The sequence below is a fragment of the Coprococcus phoceensis genome (genome assembly GCF_900104635.1).
In the GTDB taxonomy this organism is placed as follows: domain Bacteria; phylum Bacillota; class Clostridia; order Lachnospirales; family Lachnospiraceae; genus Faecalimonas; species Faecalimonas phoceensis.
The window spans coordinates 505,283-530,338 of the sequence record NZ_FNWC01000006.1; the positions used below are offsets into that span (position 1 = coordinate 505,283).

At 39.8% G+C, this 25,056-nt stretch carries 18 protein-coding genes and 1 tRNA gene; 17 read left to right on the forward strand and 2 right to left on the reverse strand.

Annotation, left to right across the window (positions count from 1 at the left end; all coding sequences use genetic code 11):
- Positions 1-212: 212 nt before the first annotated feature.
- The 11 genes from BQ5364_RS03350 to BQ5364_RS03400 all read left to right on the forward strand — a co-directional run bounded on the left by BQ5364_RS03350 (position 213) and on the right by BQ5364_RS03400 (position 16,492).
- Positions 213-1,454 carry an extracellular solute-binding protein gene (locus tag BQ5364_RS03350; protein WP_004612131.1) on the forward strand — a complete coding sequence of 414 codons (1,242 nt, stop codon included), beginning with the start codon at positions 213-215 and terminating at the stop codon, positions 1,452-1,454.
- A 65-nt stretch (positions 1,455-1,519) separates the two neighbouring features.
- The gene (locus BQ5364_RS03355) at positions 1,520-2,845 is read left to right on the forward strand and encodes a carbohydrate ABC transporter permease (RefSeq protein WP_071143654.1); all 1,326 of its coding nucleotides are present in this window, start codon (positions 1,520-1,522) and stop codon (positions 2,843-2,845) included.
- A 2-nt stretch (positions 2,846-2,847) separates the two neighbouring features.
- Positions 2,848-3,720 carry a sugar ABC transporter permease gene (locus tag BQ5364_RS03360; protein WP_004612133.1) on the forward strand — a complete coding sequence of 291 codons (873 nt, stop codon included), beginning with the start codon at positions 2,848-2,850 and terminating at the stop codon, positions 3,718-3,720.
- 15 nt (positions 3,721-3,735) lie between these two features.
- The gene (gene pulA / locus BQ5364_RS03365; protein WP_071143630.1) at positions 3,736-5,661 is read left to right on the forward strand and encodes a type I pullulanase; all 1,926 of its coding nucleotides are present in this window, start codon (positions 3,736-3,738) and stop codon (positions 5,659-5,661) included.
- A gap of 4 nt (positions 5,662-5,665) precedes the next feature.
- Positions 5,666-7,609: a glycogen debranching enzyme GlgX gene (locus BQ5364_RS03370; protein ID WP_071143631.1), complete on the forward strand. Its 1,944-nt coding sequence runs from the start codon at positions 5,666-5,668 to the stop codon at positions 7,607-7,609.
- A gap of 4 nt (positions 7,610-7,613) precedes the next feature.
- On the forward strand, positions 7,614-9,875 hold the full coding sequence (locus BQ5364_RS03375; protein ID WP_071143632.1) for a glycogen/starch/alpha-glucan phosphorylase: 2,262 nt from the start codon (positions 7,614-7,616) through the stop codon (positions 9,873-9,875).
- Positions 9,876-9,888: 13 nt separating this feature from the next.
- Positions 9,889-11,340, forward strand: coding sequence for a 4-alpha-glucanotransferase (gene malQ / locus BQ5364_RS03380; RefSeq protein ID WP_071143655.1), 1,452 nt, complete (start codon positions 9,889-9,891; stop codon positions 11,338-11,340).
- 17 nt (positions 11,341-11,357) lie between these two features.
- Positions 11,358-13,121, forward strand: coding sequence for a glycoside hydrolase family 13 protein (locus BQ5364_RS03385; RefSeq protein WP_071143633.1), 1,764 nt, complete (start codon positions 11,358-11,360; stop codon positions 13,119-13,121).
- Between the two features lies 1 nt (position 13,122).
- Complete coding sequence (locus BQ5364_RS03390) at positions 13,123-14,751, forward strand: glycoside hydrolase family 13 protein (protein WP_071143634.1); 1,629 nt, start codon at positions 13,123-13,125, stop codon at positions 14,749-14,751.
- Positions 14,752-14,825: 74 nt separating this feature from the next.
- Positions 14,826-15,506 carry a response regulator transcription factor gene (locus tag BQ5364_RS03395; protein WP_235837114.1) on the forward strand — a complete coding sequence of 227 codons (681 nt, stop codon included), beginning with the start codon at positions 14,826-14,828 and terminating at the stop codon, positions 15,504-15,506.
- Positions 15,503-16,492 (forward strand): sensor histidine kinase, encoded by a 990-nt coding sequence (locus BQ5364_RS03400; RefSeq protein ID WP_071143635.1) that lies wholly within the window; start codon positions 15,503-15,505, stop codon positions 16,490-16,492. Before BQ5364_RS03395 ends, BQ5364_RS03400 begins: the two co-directional genes overlap by 4 nt.
- A 231-nt stretch (positions 16,493-16,723) precedes the next feature.
- Here the strand turns inward: BQ5364_RS03400 and BQ5364_RS03405 are convergent, their stop codons facing one another.
- Entirely contained in the window at positions 16,724-18,211 is a 1,488-nt protein-coding gene (locus BQ5364_RS03405) for a hypothetical protein (protein ID WP_071143513.1), read from the reverse strand.
- Between the two features lie 185 nt (positions 18,212-18,396).
- Here BQ5364_RS03405 and BQ5364_RS03410 point away from each other — a divergent pair, with 185 nt between their 5' ends.
- From BQ5364_RS03410 to BQ5364_RS03425, 4 genes are all read left to right on the forward strand, one after another.
- Positions 18,397-19,155, forward strand: coding sequence for an ABC transporter ATP-binding protein (locus BQ5364_RS03410; RefSeq protein WP_071143636.1), 759 nt, complete (start codon positions 18,397-18,399; stop codon positions 19,153-19,155).
- Positions 19,152-21,041: an FtsX-like permease family protein gene (locus BQ5364_RS03415; protein WP_071143637.1), complete on the forward strand. Its 1,890-nt coding sequence runs from the start codon at positions 19,152-19,154 to the stop codon at positions 21,039-21,041. The genes BQ5364_RS03410 and BQ5364_RS03415 overlap by 4 nt, the downstream gene beginning before the upstream one ends.
- A 79-nt stretch (positions 21,042-21,120) precedes the next feature.
- Complete coding sequence (locus tag BQ5364_RS03420; protein ID WP_071143638.1) at positions 21,121-22,479, forward strand: sigma-70 family RNA polymerase sigma factor; 1,359 nt, start codon at positions 21,121-21,123, stop codon at positions 22,477-22,479.
- A 32-nt stretch (positions 22,480-22,511) separates the two neighbouring features.
- Entirely contained in the window at positions 22,512-22,937 is a 426-nt protein-coding gene (locus BQ5364_RS03425) for a bacteriohemerythrin (protein WP_071143639.1), read from the forward strand.
- 612 nt (positions 22,938-23,549) lie between these two features.
- Here the strand turns inward: BQ5364_RS03425 and BQ5364_RS03430 are convergent.
- Positions 23,550-23,632: transfer RNA gene (locus tag BQ5364_RS03430), tRNA-Leu, on the reverse strand.
- Positions 23,633-23,839: 207 nt separating this feature from the next.
- On the opposite strand from BQ5364_RS03430, the gene BQ5364_RS03435 reads away from it, so the two are divergent.
- Together BQ5364_RS03435 and acpP are read left to right on the forward strand one after the other, a co-directional pair.
- Positions 23,840-24,763 carry a beta-ketoacyl-ACP synthase III gene (locus BQ5364_RS03435; RefSeq protein ID WP_004612143.1) on the forward strand — a complete coding sequence of 308 codons (924 nt, stop codon included), beginning with the start codon at positions 23,840-23,842 and terminating at the stop codon, positions 24,761-24,763.
- Between the two features lie 62 nt (positions 24,764-24,825).
- Positions 24,826-25,044, forward strand: a complete 219-nt coding sequence (acpP, locus tag BQ5364_RS03440; RefSeq protein ID WP_022250011.1) for an acyl carrier protein — start codon at positions 24,826-24,828, stop codon at positions 25,042-25,044.
- Positions 25,045-25,056: the final 12 nt, after the last annotated feature.

The window sequence follows — 25,056 nt, forward strand, 5'->3', positions numbered from 1 at the left end:
AAAATACTATCTTTATTATAACGAAAATTTTACGAGAAATCAATTGTTTGAAGTAGGTTTGTTTCGAATAAAAGATGTAGAATAGTTAAAGTGTACAAAAAGTAATAAAAAAAACTGTGAAAAATAGAGAAAGTGATATGACATATTGACGTTTTTAATGTTGTGAGTTATATTACAAATAACGAAACAATACGAAACAAAGGAGACGAAAAATGAAGAAGCGAGGAGTGGCATTATTGATGGCGGCAGTATTTGCGGTTGCAAATCTTTCTGGATGTGGAAGAAATGCAGGTGGAGATGGCACGCTTGGTGAGAAAGAAAAAGTACGTCTTATGGTCTGGTCACCATCGGAAGATCAGTCAAAAGAAAGTGGGGAATGGCTACAGAGTACTTGTGAGAAGTTTGCAGAGGAACATCCAGAATGGGATATTACATTTGTCTATGGAGTTGCAGATGAGGCAACTGCGGCGAGTCAGGTGGCACAGGATCCGGAAGAGAGTGCAGATGTATTTATGTATGCGAACGATACACTTACGACAATGACGGATGCGAAGGCATTGGCAAAGTTTGGAGGCAAGTATCGAGAAGAGATTGAAAATACGAATTCAGAAGAAGTATTATCGTCCCTGATAAAAGATGGAGATTTATATGGGGTACCATTTACGACGAATACGTGGTTTATGTACTATGATAAAAGTGTTTTTTCGGAAGAAGATATTAAGAATCTGGATAGCATGTTGGAAAAAGGGACTGTGGCATTTCCGCTGACAAACTCATGGTATACACCGGCATTTTATATTGGAAATGGTTGTACTTTGTTCGGAGATGGAACAGATGAGTCAAAAGGTGTGGATTTTGCAGGGGAGAAAGCGGTTAGTGTGACGGAGTATCTGGTGGATTTGGCTGCAAATCCGAATTTTAAAATTGATGCGGATGGTTCTGGACTTGCAGGCTTACGAGATGGAAGTATCTCAGCTATTTTTTCGGGTTCTTGGGATGCGAATGCTGTGAAAGAAGCGCTAGGTGAAAATATGGGGGCTGCTGCACTTCCTACATTTACTGTGAATGGAGAGGAAAAACAGATGATGGCATATGCTGGTTCAAAAGCAATCGGAGTGAATCCGTACAGTAAGAATATGGTTGCGGCAGTGGAACTTGCAGTGTACCTTGGTTCAGCCGAGGCACAGATGAGTCATTATAAGCTCAGAAATGTGATTCCGTGTAATACAGAGTTGCTTGCAGATGAGACAATTGCTTCAGATCCACTTGTTTCGGCACAAAATAATACATTCAATCATACTTCAATTTTGCAGCCATTTGTGGCGAAGATGAATAATTGTTGGGTTCCAGTTGAAAATATGGGAAAAGGAATCCGCAATGGAAGTGTGACACATGAGAATGTGGCAGAACAGACGGAAGCGATGAATGAAGCGATGAATAGCGATGGAATTTAAAAGGGGTGAAGAGGAATGTTGAAATTAAAAAGAAAGTAAATCAATTTCCAACACCATATACTTGTATGCGGGCAATCAAGGAAGGCGGAATTGAGACGAAGCTTTCTATGATATTGATGGGATTTGGAAATTTTGTACACAAACAGAAAATAAAAGGACTTTTATATTTGACTTTGGAAGTGGCTTATATTGTTTTTATGGCAGTGAATGGAATTCATTTTCTCAGCACGCTCGGTTCACTTGGCAGTGCACCGCAAAAAGAAGTATGGGATGCGACAAAACAGGTGTATCTGTATACAAAAGGGGATCAGTCGGTACTGCTATTGTTGTATGGAGTGGCGACGGTTTTAGTGACACTATTGATGATTTGGGCATGGAGAGGAGCGCTTAAGAGTGCTTTCAAAGCAGAATGTCTGGATAAAGAGGGGCGTCATGTTAATTCATTTGTAGAAGATTTGAAATCACTACTGCATGAGAATCTACACAGACTTTTAATGACACCACCTATGGTATTTATTTTTACCCTGACAATATTGCCGCTGGTTTTTATGATTTGTATGGCATTTACGAATTACAGCAAGCTTGGAAATCATTTGATGCTGTTTGATTGGGTTGGTTTGGACAATTTTAAGGCGTTATTTGATACGAATAGTATTCTGGGAAGTACCTTCTGGTCAGTTCTTGGCTGGACGCTTGTTTGGGCATTCTTTGCCACATTCAGCAATTATATTTTCGGTATGATTCTTTCGCTTGTAATTAACAGAAAAGATACGAAAGCAAAAGGATTTTGGAGGTTCTGCTTTGTATTATCTTGTGCGGTACCGATGTTCGTTTCTCTGCTGATTATGAGAACGATGCTTCAACCAAATGGTGCGGTGAATGTACTTTTAAGAAATCTTGGCTGGATTGCGCAGGACGCAAGTCTCCCGTTTTTTACGGACCCAACATGGGCGAGAGTGACTGTGATTGTTGTTAATATCTGGGTAGGTGTTCCGTATACGTTGCTTCAGTTGACCGGTGTACTTCAGAACATTCCGGAAGAGCTTTATGAGGCAGCGAAAGTGGATGGAGCAAATGCACTTCAGATTTTTTTCAAGATCACAATGCCATATATGCTTTATGTGACAGCACCGTATTTGATTGTGACATTTACAGGAAATGTAAATAACTTTAATGTGATCTATTTGCTGTCGGGGGGAGATCCGGTAACAGATCTGGCATCTACGGCAGGAAAGACTGATTTACTTGTGACTTGGCTTTATAAATTGACAATTGACAAGCAATACTACAATATTGGTGCAGTTATCGGTATTCTGACATTTATCATTTTGGCGGTTGGCGCATTGCTTACATATAGAAACAGTAAATCTTATAAGGAAGGAGAAATTTAGATATGGCAGTACAAAAAATGCGATCAGCAAAAAAGAAGCGCAGGATCAATAACGTGATCGTGCATACAAGTTTGGCCGTACTGGCGGCTGTGTGGGTATTCCCGATTATATGGGTAGTCCTTACAAGTTTTCGTGCGGAAAAAGGGTCTTATGTATCTACATTTTTCCCAAAAGAATTTACGCTAGATAACTATATCAAATTGTTTACCGATACTTCCATTTTGAACTTTCCTAAAATGTTTATGAATACGTTGATCATTGCAATATGCTCTTGTATTCTTGCGACATTTTACACATTGGCAGTCTCATATTGTTTATCAAGGTTAAAATTTAAACTGAGAAAACCATATATGAACATGGCAATGATATTAGGACTGTTTCCGGGATTTATGTCAATGATTGCTGTGTATTTTATTTTGAAAGCGATTGGACTAACAGAAGGAAATCTGATTCGTGTGGCTCTCATCTTGTGTTATTCAGGTGGTGCAGGACTTGGTTTTCAGATTGCAAAGGGATTTTTTGATACGATTCCATATGCGGTGGATGAGGCAGCAATCTTAGATGGATGTACGAGGTGGCAGGTGTTTCAAAAGATTACACTTCCACTTAGCAAACCAATTATTGTATATACAGTGTTGACAGCATTTATGGGACCATGGCTGGACTTTATTTTTGCAAAAGTAATCTGTAGAGCCAACTCCGACCAATATACAGTTGCAATTGGACTTTGGAAAATGCTTGAGAAGGAATATATTGACAGTTGGTACACAAGCTTTGCGGCGGGTGCAGTTCTGATTTCGATTCCGATTGCGATTTTGTTCTTGATCATGCAGAGGTATTATGTGGACGGAGTTTCAGGTGCCGTAAAGGGATAAAAAGAGGGCTAGATTATGAAGACAAGAAAAGAGTTAAAAAAATTGTACAACACTTTAGAGTTCCAGAAAGAGTATCAATACGATGGAAAGGATCTGGGAGCTTTGTGTACGCAGGCGGGAACTACATTCCACCTGTGGAGCCCTTTGGCAGAAGAAGTGGAGTTGCGATTGTATAGAGATGGAAAGCATAGTGAGTGCTTTCAAAAAATTGCTATGCAGAAAGAAAAGAGGGGAGTCTGGAGCTACCAGACAGAGAGATATCTGCATGGCGTTTATTATGATTATCAAATCCCGTGGGACGGAGAAATAGTTGAGCTTGGAGATCCCTATGCGAGAGGTTGCGGAGTGAATGGTATCCGGAGTATGGTCGTGGATTTGAATAGAACGAATCCACTGCAATGGGAGCATGATCAAAGACCGAAAAAAAGGGAAGAGAATATTATCTATGAGCTTCATATCAAAGAATTTTCTTGGGATGAGTCTGGAGGATTTTCAAAAGAAAATAGAGGAAAATACAAGGCATTCACAGAAGAACATACGACACTTTTTGGAGATGGAGAGCATTCAACCGGATTGGATTATCTCAAGGAATTGGGAGTGACACATGTGCAGTTGATGCCGGTGTATGACTACGGCTCTGTGGACGAGTCCAATGATGAGGAATTCAATTGGGGATATGATCCGGAGAACTATAATGTGCCTGAGGGGTCGTATGCAACTGATACAGAAGATGGGGCGGTTCGCATTCGGGAGTTCAAAGAAATGGTGCAGTCTCTCCATAAGAATGGATTCCGAGTAATCATGGATGTTGTCTATAATCACATGTATTCGTTGGAGTCGAATTTGAATAAGGCGGTTCCGTGGTATTATTTTCGAACGAAGGATGATGGAACAATCTCAAACGGCTCTGCCTGTGGAAATGATTTGGCAAGTGAGCGGCCAATGTGTGCGAACTATATTGTCGATTCAGTTCTGTATTGGGCAGAAGAATATCACATAGACGGATTCCGGTTTGATTTGATGGGACTTTTGGATGTGGATCTGATGAACCGAATCAGACGAGAACTTGATGTCCGTTATGGACGAGGAGAGATATTAGTCTTTGGAGAGCCTTGGGCAGCAGATGAGACTGCGATAGAAGGGACGGCAGTCCCGGCGTTGAAGAAACATATTGCTCAGTTGGATTGTGAAATTGGAATGTTTTGTGATGACACGAGAGATGCAATCAAAGGACATGTATTTGAAGCAGAAATTCCGGGATTCGTCAATGGAGCGAATGGTTTGGAAGAAAAAATCTTAAACAGTGTGCGCGCATGGAGCACAGACGGGCGGAACGTGAAAGCGCCAAGTCAAGTGATTACTTATGTATCTGCACATGATAACTGGACATTGTGGGATAAACTTGAAAAGACAATTTCAGATGAGGAAGAGCGTATTCGCATCAACAAGATGGCAGCGGCAATGTATATGACTTGTCAGGGAAATCTGTTTTTCTTATCAGGAGAAGAATTTGCAAGAACGAAAGATGGGCTTGAGAATACATATAATGCACCGATTGAGTTGAATCGTCTCGACTGGGAACGTGCCTATAGATATACGGATTTGCGAACGTATTATCAGGGACTGATTGCGCTCAGAAAACAACTTCCTGAATTATGCGATAAATCAGAAGGAGCATGGAAACGAATCTTTGAAGAGTGGAAAACAGAAGGTGTTGTTGGATTTTTTGTGGATAACACAGGAAAAGCGTATGAATCAAAGTGGAAAACATTGTGTGTGATATATAACAGTACGACGGAAACAGTTTCGAAAGAGCTGAAAGAAGGGGACTGGGAGATATTAGTTGATTCAGAGAGTAGTTTTCGATGGAAGGAAGGGAAAAAAGTAGGATGTGCGAAGGCAGCTCCAAAGAGTGTGCTCGTACTTGGACAGAGGAGTTAAAAATATGAGATGGATATATGGAAAACAAGATTTTAGTACAATAGAGAGAGGGCAGGAGAATTGCTATCTTTTGACAAATGGTCTTGGAGGATTTTCATCTTTGACGATGACCGGTTCGGCAGCGAGAAATGACCATGCACTTCTAATGGCTTGTATTCAGGCACCAAACCACAGATACAATATGGTGCATCGTCTTGCGGAGACATTGGCAATTGGGAAGGACGAGTTTATCTTGTCCACTCAGGAATTTGCAGATGGAGCAAAAGAGGAGGGATATCGGTATCTTTCTGCATTTGTCTATGATGATAGCCCGATTTGGAAATTCCATGTGCAGGGAGTAGAATTGCAAAAGGAAATCGGCATGAAGCAGGAAGAAAATACGGTTGCAGTCCGTTATACAATATGGAATCGTCAAAAAAAAGATGCGGTCTTTCGTGTGACACCGTTTTTTCAGTTCACAAGAAAAGGAAGTGAACCAAAGTCCACACAAGTGTTTACGTTAGAAAGGGATACAGTATACTCTGAGGGAATGACATTGTACTTTGAGACAAATGGAGAGATTCGTAAGATCGAAGAAAAAGAGGAAATCTATTTTTATAGTTATGATGTCTGCGATGGAAGAAGAGAGAAGGGGCTTGCAAAGGCCAATCATGAAATCAGTATTTTTGTACCAGAAGGGGAATGCGTGAAGTTGAAGATTGTATACTCGATGGAAAATGCGCTACAGGACGCAGATTTGATTATTGAAGGTATGAGAAAATATCGAAGAAGCTTAGAAGAACAGGCGGCTTTTGTGATGCCAATGGCAAGAGAGTTGTCGAAAAGCGCAAACCAGTTTGTATCAAAAAGAGAGTCGACAGGTGGAAGTACGATACTTGCAGGGTATCCGTTTTTTGAAGATTGGGGAAGGGATACGATGATAGCACTTCCTGGTGTATGTATAGTGACAGGGCAGTATGAGACGGCAAAAAAAATTTTGCGTACATTTGCTGTGAATGAGCGAAAAGGACTGATGCCGAATCTTTTTCCAGAAGGAGGAAATGAGCCACTTTATAATACGGTAGATGCGGCGTTATTGTTTATCAATTGTGTATATCTCTACTACGAAGCAACAAAAGATGTGGCGTTTGTGAAAGAGATGTATCCAGTGATGGAGCGCATTATCAAAGGTTATCGAGAAGGGACCGACTATGGAATTTGCATGGATTCAGATGGGTTGATTCAGGCGGGAGAAGGATTGTGGCAGGTAACATGGATGGATGTGCGTATAGGAGAGATTCTGCCGACACCAAGACATGGAAAACCGGTTGAGATTAATGCGTATTGGTATAATGCGCTGTGTATTATGGAGCAGTTTGCTTCGCTTGTGAACCGGACGTGGGAGTATTCACAGTTAAAAGAGCAGGTAAAAGTATCTTTTGTGGAAAAGTTCTGGATGGAGGACAGACGGTGTTTAAAAGATTTAGTATCCGGAACAAAAGCGGATAGACAGATTCGTTGTAACCAGATTTGGGCGGTGTCAATGCCGTTTACGATGCTGGATGAGACGAAAGAACGACAGGTTGTGGAGACGGTGTTCGAGACGCTTTATACACCTTATGGACTTCGGACACTTGAGATAGCAGATGAGGAATTTCGTTCAAACTATCAGGGAGAGATGGAAGAGCGTGATATGGCATATCATCAGGGAACTGTGTGGACATTTCCGCTAGGTGCATATTATTTGGCATATCTGAAAGTGAATGGATACAGCAAAGAGGCGAAAGCGGATGTCAAAGACCAGCTGGAAGTGATAGAGAGTGCGATGCGGGAAGGCTGTATCGGACAGCTTCCTGAAATTTACGACGGAGAGAATCCAACCAGATCCAAGGGCTGTTTTGCACAGGCTTGGAGTGTCGGTGAAATATTGAGAGTTTATGCGGTAATTGAAAAAAGAGAAGGAGAATAGTAAGATGGAAAAGTTATTAGAGCAGATTTTAGAAGAGAAATATAAAAAGAGCATCAAAGAGGCATCAAACGAAGAGATTTATACTGCCTTATTGATTTTGACAAAAGAGAAAATGCAAGGTGCTAAAAGAAACGAAGGAAAGAAAAAACTGTATTACATTTCTGCCGAGTTTCTGATTGGAAAACTGTTGTCTAACAATCTGATCAACTTAGGTTTGTTTGATGAGACAAAAGAAGTACTGGAAAAACACGGTCATAATATCACGGAGATTGAAGAAATCGAGCAGGAACCGTCTCTTGGAAACGGCGGGCTTGGACGTCTTGCGGCATGTTTTCTTGATTCAATTGCAACTTTAGGACTGAATGGGGATGGTGTCGGATTAAACTACCATGATGGATTGTTCCGTCAGAGATTTGTGGACCACAAGCAGAAGGAAGAGAAAAATCCATGGATTACAGACTTCAGCTGGCTGACAAAGACAGATGTAAAGTTTGAAGTACCGTTTAAAGATTTTACATTGACTTCTACTATGTACGATATCGATGTGCCGGGATATAAGAGCGGATGCAACAGACTTCATTTATTTGACATTGATACAGTGGATGAGAGCATTATTGGGGATGGAATTAATTTTGACAAGACAGATATTCAGAAAAATCTGACATTGTTCCTCTATCCGGATGACAGCGATGAGGCGGGACAATTACTTCGTATCTATCAGCAGTATTTTATGGTAAGCAATGCGGCGCAGTTAATCCTGAAGGAGGCTGAAGACAATGGATATGATCTTTACAAACTGAATGAACATGTTGCAGTGCAGATCAATGATACACATCCAACGATGGTCATTCCGGAATTGATTCGTCTGTTGACTGTAAAAGGATTCAATATGGATACAGCAATCGACGTAGTGAGAAAGACATGTGCATATACGAACCACACAATTCTTGCAGAAGCGTTAGAAAAATGGCCAATCTCGTATTTAGAAAAAGTTGTACCGCATCTGATGCCAATTATTCGTGAATTGGATGCACGTGTAAGAAGAGATTATCACGATGAGCGTGTCTATATTATCGACGAAATGGATCGTGTGCATATGGCACATATCGACATTCACTTTGGGTATGCAGTAAATGGTGTGGCGGCACTTCATACACAAATTTTAAAAGAGTCTGAACTGAAACCGTTCTATGACATTTATCCGGAAAAATTTAATAACAAGACAAATGGAATTACATTTAGAAGATGGCTTGTTCATTGTAACCCAGAGCTTTCCGCCTACTTGAAAGAATTAATCGGTCCAGAGTATATGGAAAATGCAGCAAATCTTGAAAAACTGATTGCATATAAAGATGACGAAACTGTTTTGAAAAAACTAAGAGAAATTAAAAAGAACTCGAAGGAAGAGCTGAAAGCATATTTGAAGCTGACGCAGAATGTGGATATTGACAGTAATTCGGTATTTGATATTCAAATCAAACGTCTTCATGAGTACAAAAGACAGCAGATGAATGCACTTTATGCGATTTATAAATACAAAGAGATCAAAAAAGGGAACTTACCAAAACGTCCGCTGACGATGATTTTCGGAGCGAAGGCAGCACCGGCTTACACGATTGCAAAAGACATTATTCATTTGATTTTGTGCCTGCAGCAGTTGATTGAGAATGATCCGATTGTGAGCAAATATATGAAGATTGTCATGGTGGAAAATTACAATGTGACGAAAGCAGCAAAACTAATTCCGGCATGTGATATTTCGGAGCAGATTTCTCTTGCGTCAAAAGAGGCATCAGGAACTGGAAATATGAAGTTTATGTTAAATGGTGCTGTGACACTTGGAACAGAAGACGGTGCAAATGTAGAGATTCATGAGCTTGTTGGAGACGACAATATCTATATTTTTGGAAAGAAATCAGAAGATGTGATCAAGTTATATGACGAGGCAAGTTATTGCTCACGCGAGATCTATGAGAGCGATGTACTTGTGGAAGAGCTTGTAGATTTTATTATCAGCAAAGAGTTGATTCAGATTGGGGATCCTGTAAATCTTGGAAGACTTTATAAGGAAATCATATCAAAAGACTGGTTCATGGCGCTACTTGATATCAAAGAGTATATTGCGAAGAAAGAACAGATGTTGGCAGATTATGAAGATGAGACAACTTGGGCGAAGAAAGCCCTTGTAAATATCGCAAAGGCAGGATACTTTTCAGCAGACCGTACGATTGCAGAGTATAATGAAGATATTTGGAAATTATCATAAAGAGGATTGGATTATGAGAGAAACAGGGATATTGATGCCCGTGTCTTCGCTCCCGTCGCGTACGGGAGTCGGAGAACTGGGAAGGGAAACAAAAGAGTTCCTTGATTATTTAAAAGAAGCAGGTGTAAAAATCTGGCAAATTTTGCCGCTGAATCCGGTGGGATACGGGAATTCTCCGTATCAGCCATATTCATCCTGCGCAGGAGATGAGATTTATATCAGTATGGAAACATTATATGAACAGGGACTTTTAAAAGATCTACCACCGGCATTTTTAGAAAAGGAAACTCATGTCCGGTACGATCAAGTCCGAGCATGGAAAGAAAGTTATTTAAGAGAGGCATTTTCTCGTTTTGAAGAAACAGACGATTATAAAACATTTGCACAGCAGAGCTGGGTGTTAGAATATGGGATGTTTCGTGCATTAAAAGAAAAAAATGAGAATCGTTGCTGGAATGAATGGGATACAGCGGATAAGACATGGCCAGAGGCTAAAAAGGAAGTGCCTTTGGAGATTGCACATGAGGCGGCTTATCAAATGTTTTTACAGTATATATTTTTCTGCCAGTGGATGGAAATTAAAAAGACTGCAAATGAAAAAGGAATTCAAATTATGGGAGATGTGCCGTTTTACGTCGGTGTGGATTCTGTGGATGTGTGGGCAGGAAAAGACAATTTCCTATTAGATACAGACGGAAGACCGACTTTCATTGCAGGTGTGCCGCCGGATTATTTCAGTGCGACAGGGCAGAGATGGGGAAATCCAATTTATGACTGGGATTATCTCAAAGAGAATGGATATCAGTTTTGGGTGGATCGAATCGGATACAGTAGCCGACTGTTTGACATTATCAGAATCGATCATTTTCGTGCGTTTGACACTTTCTGGAAGATTCCGGCTACTTGTCCGACTGCAATTGAAGGAGAATGGATTGAGGCACCGGGATATGAAGTGATTGACACACTTTTGGAAAAGATACCTGAAGTAAATCTTGTGGCAGAAGATTTGGGAGATCTCAGACCAGAAGTGTTGGAGCTCAAAGAACATTATCATTTTAAAGGAATGAAGATACTTGTGTTTTCGATTGATACATCTGGAAAATATGCGAAAGATATTTTTCATGATGTGAAAAATATGATCATCTATACGGGAACACATGACAATGATACATTAATGGAATGGTATGATGCATTGTCTGTTGCAGCAAAACGAAAAGTGCGTCGTTTTCTTGCAAGGGAAGGAATCCGTCAGGGGTCTGTTAAAGACCGACTTTTAGCTTATACATGGAAGAGTAAGGCTGAATATGCAATCGTTCCGATGGCGGATATTTTAGGAATGGGAAAAGAGGCCCATCTAAATACACCTGGTACGGTTGGAAGTCCGAACTGGGAATGGAGAATGCCAGATATGCGAAAAATGGAAATAAGTTTGAAAAAATATAGTAGACAGATGCGACAAAGATAAGAAGAGAGGAACAGGATATGAATTTTACCGGAGTCTATCATAAGACATCAGAGCAGATGAGCTATCCACAGAATGAAAAGGAACTTATTATCAATCTCAAAACCGGTTACGATGTGAAACGGGTCTTCATACATTATGGAGACCCGTTTGAAGCAGGTATTCTTGGTGGAAATGAGAGATGGATTGGGAAACGAGAGGAAATCTGTTATAAGAAACGGCTGAAATATCAGATTTGGTGGACAACAACAGTTGTTCCGACTTACAAAAGATGTAAATACTATTTTGAACTGCAGACAGAGTCAGAGGTATGGTATTATTTTGAAGATGGTTTTTTGACCGAAGAGCAGATTAATATGGATGGAAGAATGTTGCAGTGCTTTATCGTGCCGTGGATGAATCCGGCAGATATTAATCGGACACCGAAGTGGGTGAACGATACAGTATGGTATCAGATTTTTCCGGATCGTTTTTGTAATGGGACACCTGAAAGAAATACTGCAGAAATTGTTCCGTGGAGGACTGGAAAGGTGACAAATGATGAGCGTTTTGGCGGAAATCTTGCAGGGATTCGCAAAAAACTATCTTACTTAAAAGAGTTGGGAATCAATGGAATCTATTTGAATCCCATTATGGAGGCAGAGTCCAACCATAAATACGACACGACGGATTATACAAAGATCGATCCGCATTTTGGAACGAACGAGGAGTTTGTACAGCTTGTGAAAGAAGCACACGGGCATGGAATTCGAGTGATGGTTGATGCAGTATTCAATCACAGTGGAAGCAAGTTTGTTCCGTGGCGTGATGTACAGGAATACGGAAAAGAGTCGAAGTATGCAGATTGGTTTATGGTGAACGATTGGAGCAATATTAAGAAAAAAGCAGATACACGGGATGAAAGATTTTATTCTTTCGCATTCATCGACAATATGCCAAAACTCAATACAAACAACGAAGAAGTGATTCAATATTTCTGTGGGATCTGTGAAAATTGGATTAAAGAATTTGATGTTGATGGAATCCGATTTGATGTGGGAAATGAAGTTTCACACCGGTTTTTAAAACGAATTCGTGAGCATGTAAGAAGCATTAAGCCAGATATCTATTTGCTGGGAGAGATATGGCATGATGCAAGTCAGTGGTTGATGGGGGATGAGTACGATTCGGTTATGAATTATCCGTTGATGAGTGGGATTCATGATTTCTTTTTGGACGAGCAGGATACCAAAGAAGATTTTGAATATATGATCAACCGATGTTATACGATGTACATGCAGCAGTGCAACAATGTGTTATTTAATCTTTTGGATTCACATGATACCGAACGGCTTATGAACAGATTAAATAATTTGGACATTTTTTATCAACAACTTGCTGTGTTGTTTACAATGCCGGGAAGTCCGTGTATTTACTATGGAACAGAAATTGCAATGGAAGGTGGATATGACCCGGATTGCAGAAGATGTATGCCGTGGGAGGAACTTGATACAGTGGAAAATCAGCGGCGAATCCATGGGACGAAAACATTGATTGAACTTCGTAGAAAAGAAACGGCATTCAAAAGCCTGTATTTTCATTTCCCGGATACTTATAAAGAGTCACGGCTTGTGGAATATGTAAAGCTAGATGATGAGGGAAATCAATTGGAGATTCTATTGAATTGTACAAAAGAGGAAGTGAAAATAGAAAGGCAGGGAGAAATCTTATTCCAACGAGGGTATGAGAATGGAAAATTGCAAAAAAATGGAACATTGATTCGAAGGATAAAAGGAGAAAAATAATATGGAAGAACAGAAGAAATGGTGGCGAAATGCGGTCGTATATCAGATTTATCCGAGAAGTTTTCAGGACAGTAATGGAGACGGAATTGGGGATATTCAAGGAATTATCGACAGACTGGATTATTTGAAGAAGCTTGGAATTGATGCAATTTGGCTGTCTCCGGTCTGCCGTTCACCGCAGGATGACAATGGGTATGATATTTCAGACTATCAGGATATCGATCCGATGTTTGGAAATATGAATGATATGGAACGTTTGATCGCAGAAGCAAAAAAATGCAATATTCGCATTATGATCGACCTTGTGCTGAATCATTCTTCAGATGAACACAGATGGTTTCAGGAGGCAAAAAAAGGTAAAGACAATCCATATCATGATTACTATGTGTGGCGTGATGGGGAAGAAGGAGTTCTTCCGAATGATATGGGCTCAGTGTTTGGAGGTCCGGCATGGGAGTGGGTTCCGGAATTAAAACAATATTATTTTCATCAGTTTTCCGTGAAACAGCCGGATTTAAATTGGGAAAATCCAAAACTTAGAAAAGAAATTTATGATATGATTTTGTGGTGGATGGAAAAAGGCGCAGGCGGTTTCAGGCTGGATGTCATCGACCAGATTGCAAAAGAACCAGATCAGAAAATTACAAATAATGGTCCAAGACTTCATGAATTTATCCGAGAACTGAGTAAAGAGACATTTCAAAAGGGCGACCTGATCACAGTAGGGGAAGCTTGGGGAGCAGACACGGAACGTGCAAAATTATACAGCAATCCGGATGGAAGTGAGTTTTCAATGGTATTTCAGTTTGAGCATATGATGTTAGATCAGGAGGCAGGGAAAGAAAAGTGGGATTTTTGTCCGTTGCCATTTGTAAAACTCAAACAAAATTTGGCAAAATGGCAGACAGCGCTTTTTGAATGTGGCTGGAACAGCCTGTTTTGGAATAATCATGACCTTCCGAGAATCGTGTCCAGATGGGGAAATGATAAAGAATACCGTGTGGAATCGGCAAAGATGCTTGCGACGGTCTTACATGGAATGCAGGGAACACCTTACATTTATCAGGGGGAAGAACTCGGAATGACCAATGTAAGGTTTGAAAGTATCGACCAATATCAAGATATTGAAATCCGCAACATGTATAAGGAGCGTCTCCAAAAAGGATATTCAGAGGCGGAAATCATGGAATCTATCTATACAAAGGGACGTGACAATGCAAGAACACCGATGCAATGGGACGACAGTGTAAATGCGGGATTTACAACAGGGATACCGTGGATGGAGGTAAATCCGAATTATACGGAAATCAATGCAGAAAAAGCATTAGAAAACGAAAATTCAGTATTCTATTATTACCAGAAATTGATTCAACTTCGAAAAGAATATGATATTTTTGCGGAAGGTGATTTTCGGCTGCTTTTGGAAGAAGATGAGAATATTTTCGCTTATGTAAGAGAATATCAAGGGAAACAGATGCTTGTAGTGGCAAACTTTACAGAGAACACAGTTCCGTGTACACTGCTAAAAGAATGGCAGGATGGAGAGGTATTGATTTGCAATTATTCGGAAGATGGTGAGGAAGGTATGCTTCGCCCATATGAAAGTGCCATTTATCTGTGCGGTTTCTGACATTATTGTAAGATTAGATAATTTTTCTTTTTTTTCCATGTGGAAGCCTTTATAATGGGAATGAGGTGAAACAGATGGAAGGAAAGATAACAGTCTTTATAGTGGAAGATGATGAAGCATTGGCAAAAGAACTGGAAAGTTATCTGATGCGATGGAATTATGATGCGGTTGTGGCAAAAGAGTTTGAGAGGATCAGTGAAGAATTTCAAGATTGCAGACCGCATATTGTATTGCTGGATGTGAATCTTCCTTATTATGATGGGTTTTATTGGTGCAGGAAAATTCGGGAACGCTCAGAGGTTCCGATTGTGTTCGTGAGTAGCAGAAGCGATGATGCAGACAAAATAATGGGAATTGCACAAGGGGGCGACGATTATATCGAAAAACCATTTCATTTGGAGCTTTTGAGGGCAAAAGTTGATGCAGTATTACGGCGGGCGTATGAATATAAAGTAAAAGATAAAATTTGTGTTTTGAAGGATCTTTACTATGATGTGGACAGCCAGACGTTATTGTTTCAATCTGAAAAAATAGAATTGACCAAGATGGAGAACAGGATTCTTGTAAAATTGCTGGAGGAAAAAAGCAAGGTTGTGACCAGAGAAGAACTGATGATGGAGCTGTGGAGTACGGATGAGTATGTGTCTGATGGAACTTTGACGACTATTGTAAGCCGTCTTCGTGCGAAACTCAAAGCCAATTGTAATGATGATGTGATACACACAAAAAAGGGAGTGGGGTATTTTATCGAATGATGTGGTATTTGAAAAAGAATCGAAAGATGTTCCTTCTGCTTTTGACTGTCATTCTTGCATACAACTTATATTTTGGTCTGCTTTTTGCAGATGTAGATAGAGAGAATCTTTTTTATCTGGATATGTTAATTGGAATTGCATTGATAAGTTTTGTCATCATAGATTATAGGCAGCAGGCGCAAAAAAGGCGACAAGTTGAGGAACTGCTTGAGGTGGAGGATGTTATTTATTCGGAGCTTTCGGAGTTTGAAAACAGAGAAATTGTGATTCATGATGTGGAGGTTCTGAAAGGACAGCTGGATGAGCTGTTTGAAATGAATTGCAATCTGCAGGATTACATTACAAAATGGTGTCATGAGGTGAAGCTGCCTCTTGCTGCCCTGCTTTTGATGAATGAAAAAATTGAGGATAGTGTACAGAAAAAGGCGATGAAGGAGCAATTGGAGCGAATCCGTCAGCTGTTGAACGGAGCGCTGATTGGAAGTCGTGTACAAAGTACGATGTACGATTTGCAGATCGGAAAGACAAGTTTGAGTCAATGTGTGCGTGCCTCTGTTAAAAACAATCAGTTTTTCCTGATTCAGAATCGGTTTGAGATGGAAGTGTCGGTGCCTGAACTTACAGTGTACACAGATAAAGAGTGGTTGATTTATGTCCTGGATCAGATTATCGGTAATGCAATCAAGTATACATCCGAATGTCCGAGACTTTCTATCTGGGGAGAGTCAGAGGAGGATGTGACACGGCTTTATATAGAAGACAATGGTGAAGGAATCAAGGATTGTGATTTGAAAAATGTATTTGAGAAGGGCTTTACCGGAAGTAACCATCATAACGGAAAATATAAATCTACCGGAATGGGTTTATATTTGGCGCATTTGATTATGAAAAAACTTGGACATACGATTACGGTGGAGAGTGAATTTGGCTGTTTCACGAGAGTGATCCTGGGCTTTCGGGATAACAGAGACTATTTTCAGCTCTGACATTACAATTTTTGTAATGTTGGGGCTGTTTTTGTAATGTGGATGTAAGGACAAATGAGCAGAACTTTTCGTATAATATTGCATAATCTCTCGGAATCCTGAGTGATTATTATCGGCAACAGCCGAAATGCGTACTTTGAAAAGTAAATATGATTCGGAACAGAAAAAAGAACATGGAAAACAGACATAACTGTCGCTATGCCTGAAAAATAGTGTATAATGATCAAAGGATTATGCCACATTTAAAATCAACTTTGCGAGGGTGGATTCAAAGGGCAAATCCCAAGCATCCAAATGCTGAAGCATGAGGATGTGATACAGGCGGCAGTACCACATCTTAGTTGAGCGGTGTCTGCCGCTTTCTAATTGAAAGTCTATTTTCTCACGTTTATTCGAACGTTCTGCTGAAGTTCTGGCATTGTATTCTAACTTCCATTGTTCACTGTCACGAGGCGGGAAATTGATCAGCCTTGGATTATCTTTCATTGCAAGATGAACGGTGCGCCCATATTTGGAGTCTGAGCAGGGAGTGCTACAAGAACATCCGTATTTACGGCTGGCAAGCGGACAACGGAATTTTAACCGTGCCTTTGAAGGCTCAGAACCGTCATGATTCATTTTTCGTCCTGCTTTGCAGATAGGGACACCATCTTTTCCAATGGTAAAATCATCTTTGTATTTCATGCTGATTCCCCGCTTTTCGTTTAAATCAATGAAAGGCTGAATATCATTCTTGCGACAGTATAAGTAATAAGACATGGCATCATGAGCGGAATCTAAAAGCCATTTTCTGACATGAAAATCAGGAAGAAAAGCTTTGAAACGAAAGTAAGCTTCCAAAAACCCATGAGAATCATGCTTTGATGCAGGATTGAATAAAGGAAATAAAGGCAGGTCGCTTTCTGAGTTCGCTGCAACCAATATATATAAGTGGTAGCCATGGTAAAAGCATTCTCTGGAAGAATCATAACCGATGTCACAGTCAGGCTGGGAAAAGTAACGGTCACAATGACAGGAAGTAATTCCATTTTTGGAACATTCGCAAATACGGTGCTTCCGTTCGCGTGCAGATGTTGTAACAGGCATTCCATCGCCGGCAATGGAAAGATTGGAGATATCAATCAATCCTTTGGATATGGAGACCGATAAAAATTCATGATCATAAATCTTGAAAAGAGAAGCATAAGGCTGTTCATCTATGGAAAAAGAAGAATGTTCCATAGATTGGAAAAGTTGTTCAACTGTGACTTTTTCAATGGGTTCTGCCTTATCGCCTTTTTGTTTTGGTTTTTTGACCTTCTTCTTTTTTACAGGATGGATATGAGGAGAAAGATTATCAGAATCAGAATCCCAAAGCCTGTCAAGGAAGTCATAGAAGGTGCCGACACCGGGAGTATCACCAAACTGGAATCCGCTGAGGATTGCATAGAGTGGATTTATCTTCAATTGAGCAGCCCAATCGGTAAGGGAATGGACTTTAAAATCAATGGAAAGAAGATAAGAACGTTGCATACAGGAAGGAGTCCTTGGTTTTGGACCAAAGACAGAGTATTTGCTGCGGAGCAGTTCATCGGTATAAGAAAGATCGAGATTCCAGAAACGTTCGATGATGTCCCATGTTGATTTAGCAAAAACAGTGGGATCCGGATAATATTTACGAAGGTTTTCGAGTACAAAAGTTTGATAGGCGGTATGACCGCCGGAATTAACAGGTAACATAAAAATCGCCCTCCAGTCGATGAAAATAAAATATATTCAATCGGCTTCGCCGCAAATTTTGAGCGATTTGTCAAGACTTTTTGGGCAAAAAAGGGGGGGATTTTAATAAAAAAGGAATCTGCAAGCCTTGATTTTACTGAGCTAAAGATTCCGAGAGATTATTTGCTTGTAAAGGAGGATGAAATATGGAAGGTAAAGTATTAGAAGTAAACAATCTGACAAAGACATATGGCTCGAAAGGTTTTCAGACAAAGGTGTTGAAGGGAATCAGTCTCAGCATATGTGAGCGTGATTTTATTGCGATTATGGGACCGAGTGGCTCCGGAAAAACAACGCTTTTGAATATGCTGTCGACCATTGATAAGCCGACGCATGGTTCGGTGATCTTAGATGGAAAGGACATTACAAAAATTCACAATAAAGAGTTATCTAAGATACGGCGGGATAAGGTGGGATTTATTTTTCAGGATTATAATCTGTTAGACACGATGAGTCTTCAGGATAACATTGCACTGCCATTGTCATTGAATGGAGTTCCTGCATCAGAATGTATTGCACGGACAAGGCAGATGGGGGCGATGTTTGGATTGAAAGAGCATTTGGAGAAATATCCGTATCAATTGTCAGGAGGGCAAAAACAAAGAGGGGCAGCGTGCCGGGCGTTGATTACAAATCCCAAAATCCTTTTTGCAGACGAACCGACAGGGGCGTTGGATTCGAGATCGAGTAAAGAGCTGCTAGAATGTCTGCGTGCTGTGAACGAGAAGGAAAAGGCGGCTATTTTGATGGTTACACACGATGCGTTTACAGCCTCTTATGCGAAAGAAGTTTATATTCTAAGCGATGGTGTCATTAAATGTAAGATTAACCGGGGAAAAGACAGAAAAGAATTCTACGACCGTATCATTGATATGCAGGCGTCTATGGGAGGGGATTTTTCATGAGTATGTGGAAACTGGCATTCAAAAATTTCAAAGAAAGTCTGAAAAACTATCTTTCGCTCATGGTATCATTGGCATTCACAGTTTTGATTCTTCTGAATTTTCAAAATGTGATTGATTCGGGGATTCTGGATGGACTTGGAAAAACGAATCGAGAAAATGCAGAGTTCGTCATTCAGGCAGTCACGTTTGTATTAATTTGTTTTATGCTATTTTTTATATGGTATTCCACGAGTGTATTTCTTACAAAAAAGAAAAAGGAAATCGGAATTTATGCATTTATGGGATTGACGAATCAAAAAATCGGGAAGTTATATATGATAGAGACTTCGATGACAGGCCTTTTATCACTGGCGCTTGGACTTGGAGTCGGCACCTTGACAGCGCGTCTTTTCCAAATGATTATGATGAAGCTATCTGACATTACGGTGGAGGTTTTTAACAGTATTTCGCTCAAATCAATCTTGACAGTTTCTGCCTGTTACGTGGTCATATATGTGATTTTTGCGGTCAAAGGCTATGTCAATATCGTGAGAAGCAGTGTGTTGGAGATGATTTCTGCCAGCAGAAAAAATGAGTATGTCAGACAGCATCCGGTAATTCTGCTTGTAAAAACGGTTCTCGGAGTTGCCGCACTTTCAACAGGATATTACCTAGCGATTGTCAAAGGTGGAATGGAAGTATTTAGAAATACATTATCCGCAGTTGTGTTTGTTACGATTGGAGTTTACCTTGTGTTTGGTGGTCTGATTCCGATTATTTTTCAGGGTATTACAAAGAGAAAATCATTTCTTTATAAAAAACAGAGAACGCTTTGGGTGAATAATATCGTATTTCGCATGAAGAGAAATTATCGGACATATGCAATTGTATCTGTTTTAATGTTGTGTTCAGTTACCGCACTGGCAGCAGGATTTGCGATGAAAGAGCGATATGACGGGATGGTACACTTCAGAAATACTTACACATATCAGGTGCTAAGTACAAGTGCGGGGAAATACAAAGAGTTTGAAAAATTAATTCAAAAGGATAACGATATTGTGTATGGAACAGAAGTGTCTATGATTCAATTAGAACAATCCGAAATCAAGGCAAGGTGGAAATCCACTGGGTATGCAGTTTTATCGTATTCCAAAGTGAAAGAGGTGGCAAAAGAAGCAAATCTAAAATTTAATCTGAAAGAGCCGAAGGATGACGAATATATCAATGTAGATAAGTTGGTACTGCTGTCATTGATTACGGATAGGAAAGAGGACACTATAGAGATTCATGATAAGATCTATGAATGTGCAGATGTGACCACGGAGCCGTATCTTGGATATTTGCAGGAAATGACAGAATTTTATCTTGTCAATGATCATGAATATGAAAGGCTGAAAAATATTGGCGAAGAAGTTTATGTGTATAATTATAGAATTAAAGATGTAAAAAATTTTGAGGCTTCTGTAGCGGCGCTGCAAGGGAGTGCAGATTGTGCAGGATTGATTAAAATTGATCCTGATGATCAGGAAGCAAGCTGGATTCAGATTATTTATTCAGTGTGTATTTTCATGTTTATGGTATTCATACTTGCGAGTGGAAGTATCATTTTTGTGAAGATTTATAATGATGCATTTGAAGAGCGGGAACGATATGCTATCTTGAACAAAATCGGCGTGGGCAGCAGAACTGTAAAAAAAGAAATTGCGTGTGAACTTCGGTTTGCCTATTTGTCACCGTTCCTTGTGATGGCGATATCCTCTTATTTTTCTGTGAAAGCATTAGGAAATATGATGCGCACAGAACTACTTGAAATCAACATTTTAAGTGTTGTGATCATAGGAATTTTCTTCCTTATATGTTATCTGTTCTCAGTGTCGGTCTACATGAAAAATATAAAAATGAAGTAGATATTGCCTACCTATCTGCAACATGTTAAACTAAGAGTAGTAATATACTCTAGGACATAACTAACAGGAGAGAGCAGATATGAAGAACGGAATGGAAAATGCCGTTTGGCAGATGAAACAAAAAGAAGAGGACGGATTGAATTATATTTACTCCCAGACGTATAACTTTGTCTATCTACGTGCGAAAAGTATTTTGAAAAATGAGGAAGATATCAAGCTGTTTATGCAGACGGTGTATGTGGATTTATATCGGTCTGCAGATGAGATACAGCTGGATAATTTATATGAATGGCTCGGAAAGCATGTGTATCGGATTGGATGCGAGCATTTTAAAAAGAGAAAAGAAAGAGAAGCAGCTTTTGTGGAGATGGAAGAGGAAGAGCTGAATCCGAAGCAAAAGCAGCATCTGAATGAGAATGTAGATGTTATCAGCAAAAGTTTGGAGCAGCTTCCGGATTTGTATCAGGCAACTCTGTTTGCATTTTATTTTGATTATTTGAAAATGGATGAGATTGCGGACCTGATGGACTGTAGTGTGGGCGTGATCATTAACCGATTGAATTATACAAGAAAATATTTCAAAAAAGCGATAGAGAATGCATGGGAAGAGCGTGGTGAGAGCAAGGAAGGCTGTGATACATTTTCTGTGGAGGCGGTTTGTCTGGCACTTCGCAAATGGGGAGTTGAACATTGCCTCGGTATAACCAGTGCGCAAAATATATATTATAATATCTGCAAGACACTTGATCTGCACGGACATTCTATTTCTCTGAGCGGAAAAGAATTTGCAGGTGTGAAAAAGACGGTTGTCTATTATAAAGCAGACGATTGGAATCCGATACAGGAAGAGATTATTATACATGGGAAAAAGAAAAGGTTGGATAAAAGGCTTGCTGTCTGTCTGGCAGGAGCGGCAGTGGTACTTGCGATTGTCGCAGTAGTGATTGCCGTGGTGGTGAATCGTCCGGAAAAGAAAAAGCCGTCATCAGAAGAGCCGAAAGTGACTAAAGAACAGAATAGTTCCAAAAAAGAGGAGCAAAAACAGGAAAATACGGATGCGAAGGAGCCGGAAGATCAGACGAATGGAACAGTAGACGAACCTGTGAGCGAGCCGGCGGATCAACAGACGGATGAATCTGCAGACGAACCGGCAAGTGAGCCGGCAGAGACAGATTATATTTTCCCGAACAGTGGGACAACAGAACTGACAAGAGAAGAGGTTCAAGGACATACAAAAGAGGAATTACGCATTGCTAGAAATGAGATTTATGCAAGACATGGTGCAATCTTCGGAGTAGATGATCTGGATGCATATTTCCAAAGTAAATCATGGTATACACCTACACTTTCGATCAGTGAGCTGCTGGATACAGTAGAATTGAGCATGGTAGAGGAAAACAATATCAGCCTGATCAGCGAGATTGAATCGGGAATGTAGTGTAAATATAATAATGAAAGGGAGTAAACACAATGTATAATGTAGAATTTGATGAAAGCTTAGTAACAGGGAATGAGATGATTGATGAACAACACAAAGAACTGATTGGGAAAATTCAGGATTTGCTTAGAAGTTGTGAAAAAGGAAGTGAAAAAGCAACAGCAGTAAAGATGCTCAATTATCTGGCAACATATACGGATTATCACTTCAAGGAAGAGGAAAAACTTCAGGAAAAGATTGAATATCCGGGAATAAAAGAACACAAAGAAAAACACAAAGAATTTGTGGAAGCAATCGATGATCTTCATGAGATGTTAGAGGAAGAGGAAGGACCATCGGATGCGTTTGTCGCACAGGTGAATAAAAGAGTGGTAGATTGGTTATTTGGACATATCAAAACATTTGACAGATCTGTTGCGGAATATAAAAATATGAGAAAGAACAGTGAAATGATCTAATTCGAAGGTGTGGACAGTTCACGTCCTGATAAAAACAGCAATTGACATTGGCATGCTTGCATGTAGAATGGAGATTGCTGTTTTTGGATATATGAGCAGAGATTAAAAAGATAAGTGTAAAAATCTGTAAATTTTAAAAAAAATTAAAAATGTATTGACAAATATAAAAATGATGATATAATGACGGTATAAACAAAATAAATAAAGTTAATAACAGATAAAAATATCTTTTTATTAAATTTATTTATTGTTGGTAAGAGCTTTGAAGATATCGGAATCGGAGAGGCAAATCTATAACAGGAGGTACGGACCACCAGAATAGTAAGAGAATGAGGACTTCACTCATAAGAAAAACCATTATAGTTTCGGAATTCGGATTTGCAAGACACGGTTGGTTAGTGAGAATGTCAATTCTTATTAAGGATTGTGGAAGCAGATGTTAGAAAGAGAAATGAAAAGATGGGAAAATGAAGAAAGGGTAAAAGAATGATTGAAGAATCGAAGTAAGAAGGAGTATTGATTAGAAGATAATTGATACTCCTTTTTACGATTTCTGAAAATAAAAAAATACAGAAACCCTTGTATATCAAAGGCTTCTGCATCTTAGTTATATGCGGAAAATGGGACTTGAACCCACACGTGGTAACCCACACTAGAACCTGAATCTAGCTCGTCTGCCATTCCGACATTTCCGCTAACAAAAAATATATTACCACAAAAATGTGTGTATGGCAATAGAAAATATGATAATATACAAAAAAACTTGAATGAAACGTGTTGATATTTCACACAATGTCAAGCTTTCTCTTGACAAATATTTTTTTGATGATATACTTTGAATATCAAAATACTTTAGAATAAAAATATAAGAAAACAAAAACAATATAGTTTGGAGAAAAATAATGATAGGAAAAATAAGTGGAACGGGTTCTTATGTACCGTCAAGGTATCTGGATAATCATAATCTGTCCCAGATAGTGGATACCTCGGATGAGTGGATTCAAGAGCGAACAGGAATAATCAGGAGACATATTGTGGAGGCAGACACGACGGTTTCGATGGCGGCACAAGCCGCGGAAAAAGCGTTGGAATCGGCAAAGATGCTGCCGGAAGAAATCGATTTGTTGATTGTGTCTACGATTTCTTCGAATGTGATTCTGCCCTGCACGGCGTGTGAAGTGCAAAAGCAGATTCATGCAGTACATGCGACCTGTTTTGATCTGAATGCAGCCTGTACGGGATTTTTGTTTGCATATAATACGGCGCAGGCTTATATCGCAAGCGGCATGTATAAAAATGTACTGGTGATCGGGGCAGAGAGTTTATCGAGCCTCGTGGACTGGAAAGACAGAAGCACCTGTATCTTGTTTGGAGATGGAGCGGGGGCAGTGGTACTCAGGGCAGAAGAGGGAGAGTCATACCATATGGTGACACATTCCGATGGGAGCAAGGGAGAAGCGCTGACGTGCGACACAGGCTCGTTTATGAAAATGGATGGGCAGGAGGTCTTTAAATTTGCAGTAAGACAGGTTCCTGCTTGCATCGCAGAAGTGATGGAACACAATCACTTAATGGCAGAAGATATTGACTATTTTATATTACATCAGGCAAACCGGCGGATTGTGGAGGCGGTTGCCAAAAGGATGAAGGTAGAGCTGACAAAATTTCCGATGAATCTGCAGGAGTATGGAAATACATCTTCTGCCAGTATTCCGTTATTGTTAGACGAGATGAATCGGGAAGGCAGACTAAAGAAAGGGCAAAAGCTTGTCCTGGCAGGATTTGGAGCAGGACTCTCGTGGGGAGCAAGCTTGTTAGAGTGGTAATTTCCCTTTGGGATTACATAAAAACAGAATCAAAAATAAGTGAGATAAAAGGAGAAAAAAAGATGTTAGAGAAAGTAAAAGAAATTGTAGCAGATTCATTGGGAGCGGATGTAGAGACACTTACAGAGGCGACTTCTTTTAAAGAAGATTTGGGAGCAGATTCGTTAGATTTATTCGAGATGGTAATGGCGTTTGAGGAAGAGTTTGAAAAAGAGATTCCATCAGAAGATTTAGAACAATTAACAACCATTGGAGCGGTGGTAGCATATTTGGAAAAATAGAAAAGGAACAAG

What these genes read in the sequence shown, in the direction of transcription:
- BQ5364_RS03350 (WP_004612131.1), top strand. Translation starts at nt 213, where the DNA reads ATGAAGAAGCGAGGAGTGGCATTATTGATGGCGGCAGTATTTGCGGTT.
- BQ5364_RS03355 (WP_071143654.1), top strand. Translation starts at nt 1,520, where the DNA reads ATGCGGGCAATCAAGGAAGGCGGAATTGAGACGAAGCTTTCTATGATA.
- BQ5364_RS03360 (WP_004612133.1), top strand. Translation starts at nt 2,848, where the DNA reads ATGGCAGTACAAAAAATGCGATCAGCAAAAAAGAAGCGCAGGATCAAT.
- pulA (WP_071143630.1), top strand. Translation starts at nt 3,736, where the DNA reads ATGAAGACAAGAAAAGAGTTAAAAAAATTGTACAACACTTTAGAGTTC.
- BQ5364_RS03370 (WP_071143631.1), top strand. Translation starts at nt 5,666, where the DNA reads ATGAGATGGATATATGGAAAACAAGATTTTAGTACAATAGAGAGAGGG.
- BQ5364_RS03375 (WP_071143632.1), top strand. Translation starts at nt 7,614, where the DNA reads ATGGAAAAGTTATTAGAGCAGATTTTAGAAGAGAAATATAAAAAGAGC.
- malQ (WP_071143655.1), top strand. Translation starts at nt 9,889, where the DNA reads ATGAGAGAAACAGGGATATTGATGCCCGTGTCTTCGCTCCCGTCGCGT.
- BQ5364_RS03385 (WP_071143633.1), top strand. Translation starts at nt 11,358, where the DNA reads ATGAATTTTACCGGAGTCTATCATAAGACATCAGAGCAGATGAGCTAT.
- BQ5364_RS03390 (WP_071143634.1), top strand. Translation starts at nt 13,123, where the DNA reads ATGGAAGAACAGAAGAAATGGTGGCGAAATGCGGTCGTATATCAGATT.
- BQ5364_RS03395 (WP_235837114.1), top strand. Translation starts at nt 14,826, where the DNA reads ATGGAAGGAAAGATAACAGTCTTTATAGTGGAAGATGATGAAGCATTG.
- BQ5364_RS03400 (WP_071143635.1), top strand. Translation starts at nt 15,503, where the DNA reads ATGATGTGGTATTTGAAAAAGAATCGAAAGATGTTCCTTCTGCTTTTG.
- BQ5364_RS03405 (WP_071143513.1), bottom strand. Translation starts at nt 18,211, where the DNA reads ATGTTACCTGTTAATTCCGGCGGTCATACCGCCTATCAAACTTTTGTA.
- BQ5364_RS03410 (WP_071143636.1), top strand. Translation starts at nt 18,397, where the DNA reads ATGGAAGGTAAAGTATTAGAAGTAAACAATCTGACAAAGACATATGGC.
- BQ5364_RS03415 (WP_071143637.1), top strand. Translation starts at nt 19,152, where the DNA reads ATGAGTATGTGGAAACTGGCATTCAAAAATTTCAAAGAAAGTCTGAAA.
- BQ5364_RS03420 (WP_071143638.1), top strand. Translation starts at nt 21,121, where the DNA reads ATGAAGAACGGAATGGAAAATGCCGTTTGGCAGATGAAACAAAAAGAA.
- BQ5364_RS03425 (WP_071143639.1), top strand. Translation starts at nt 22,512, where the DNA reads ATGTATAATGTAGAATTTGATGAAAGCTTAGTAACAGGGAATGAGATG.
- BQ5364_RS03435 (WP_004612143.1), top strand. Translation starts at nt 23,840, where the DNA reads ATGATAGGAAAAATAAGTGGAACGGGTTCTTATGTACCGTCAAGGTAT.
- acpP (WP_022250011.1), top strand. Translation starts at nt 24,826, where the DNA reads ATGTTAGAGAAAGTAAAAGAAATTGTAGCAGATTCATTGGGAGCGGAT.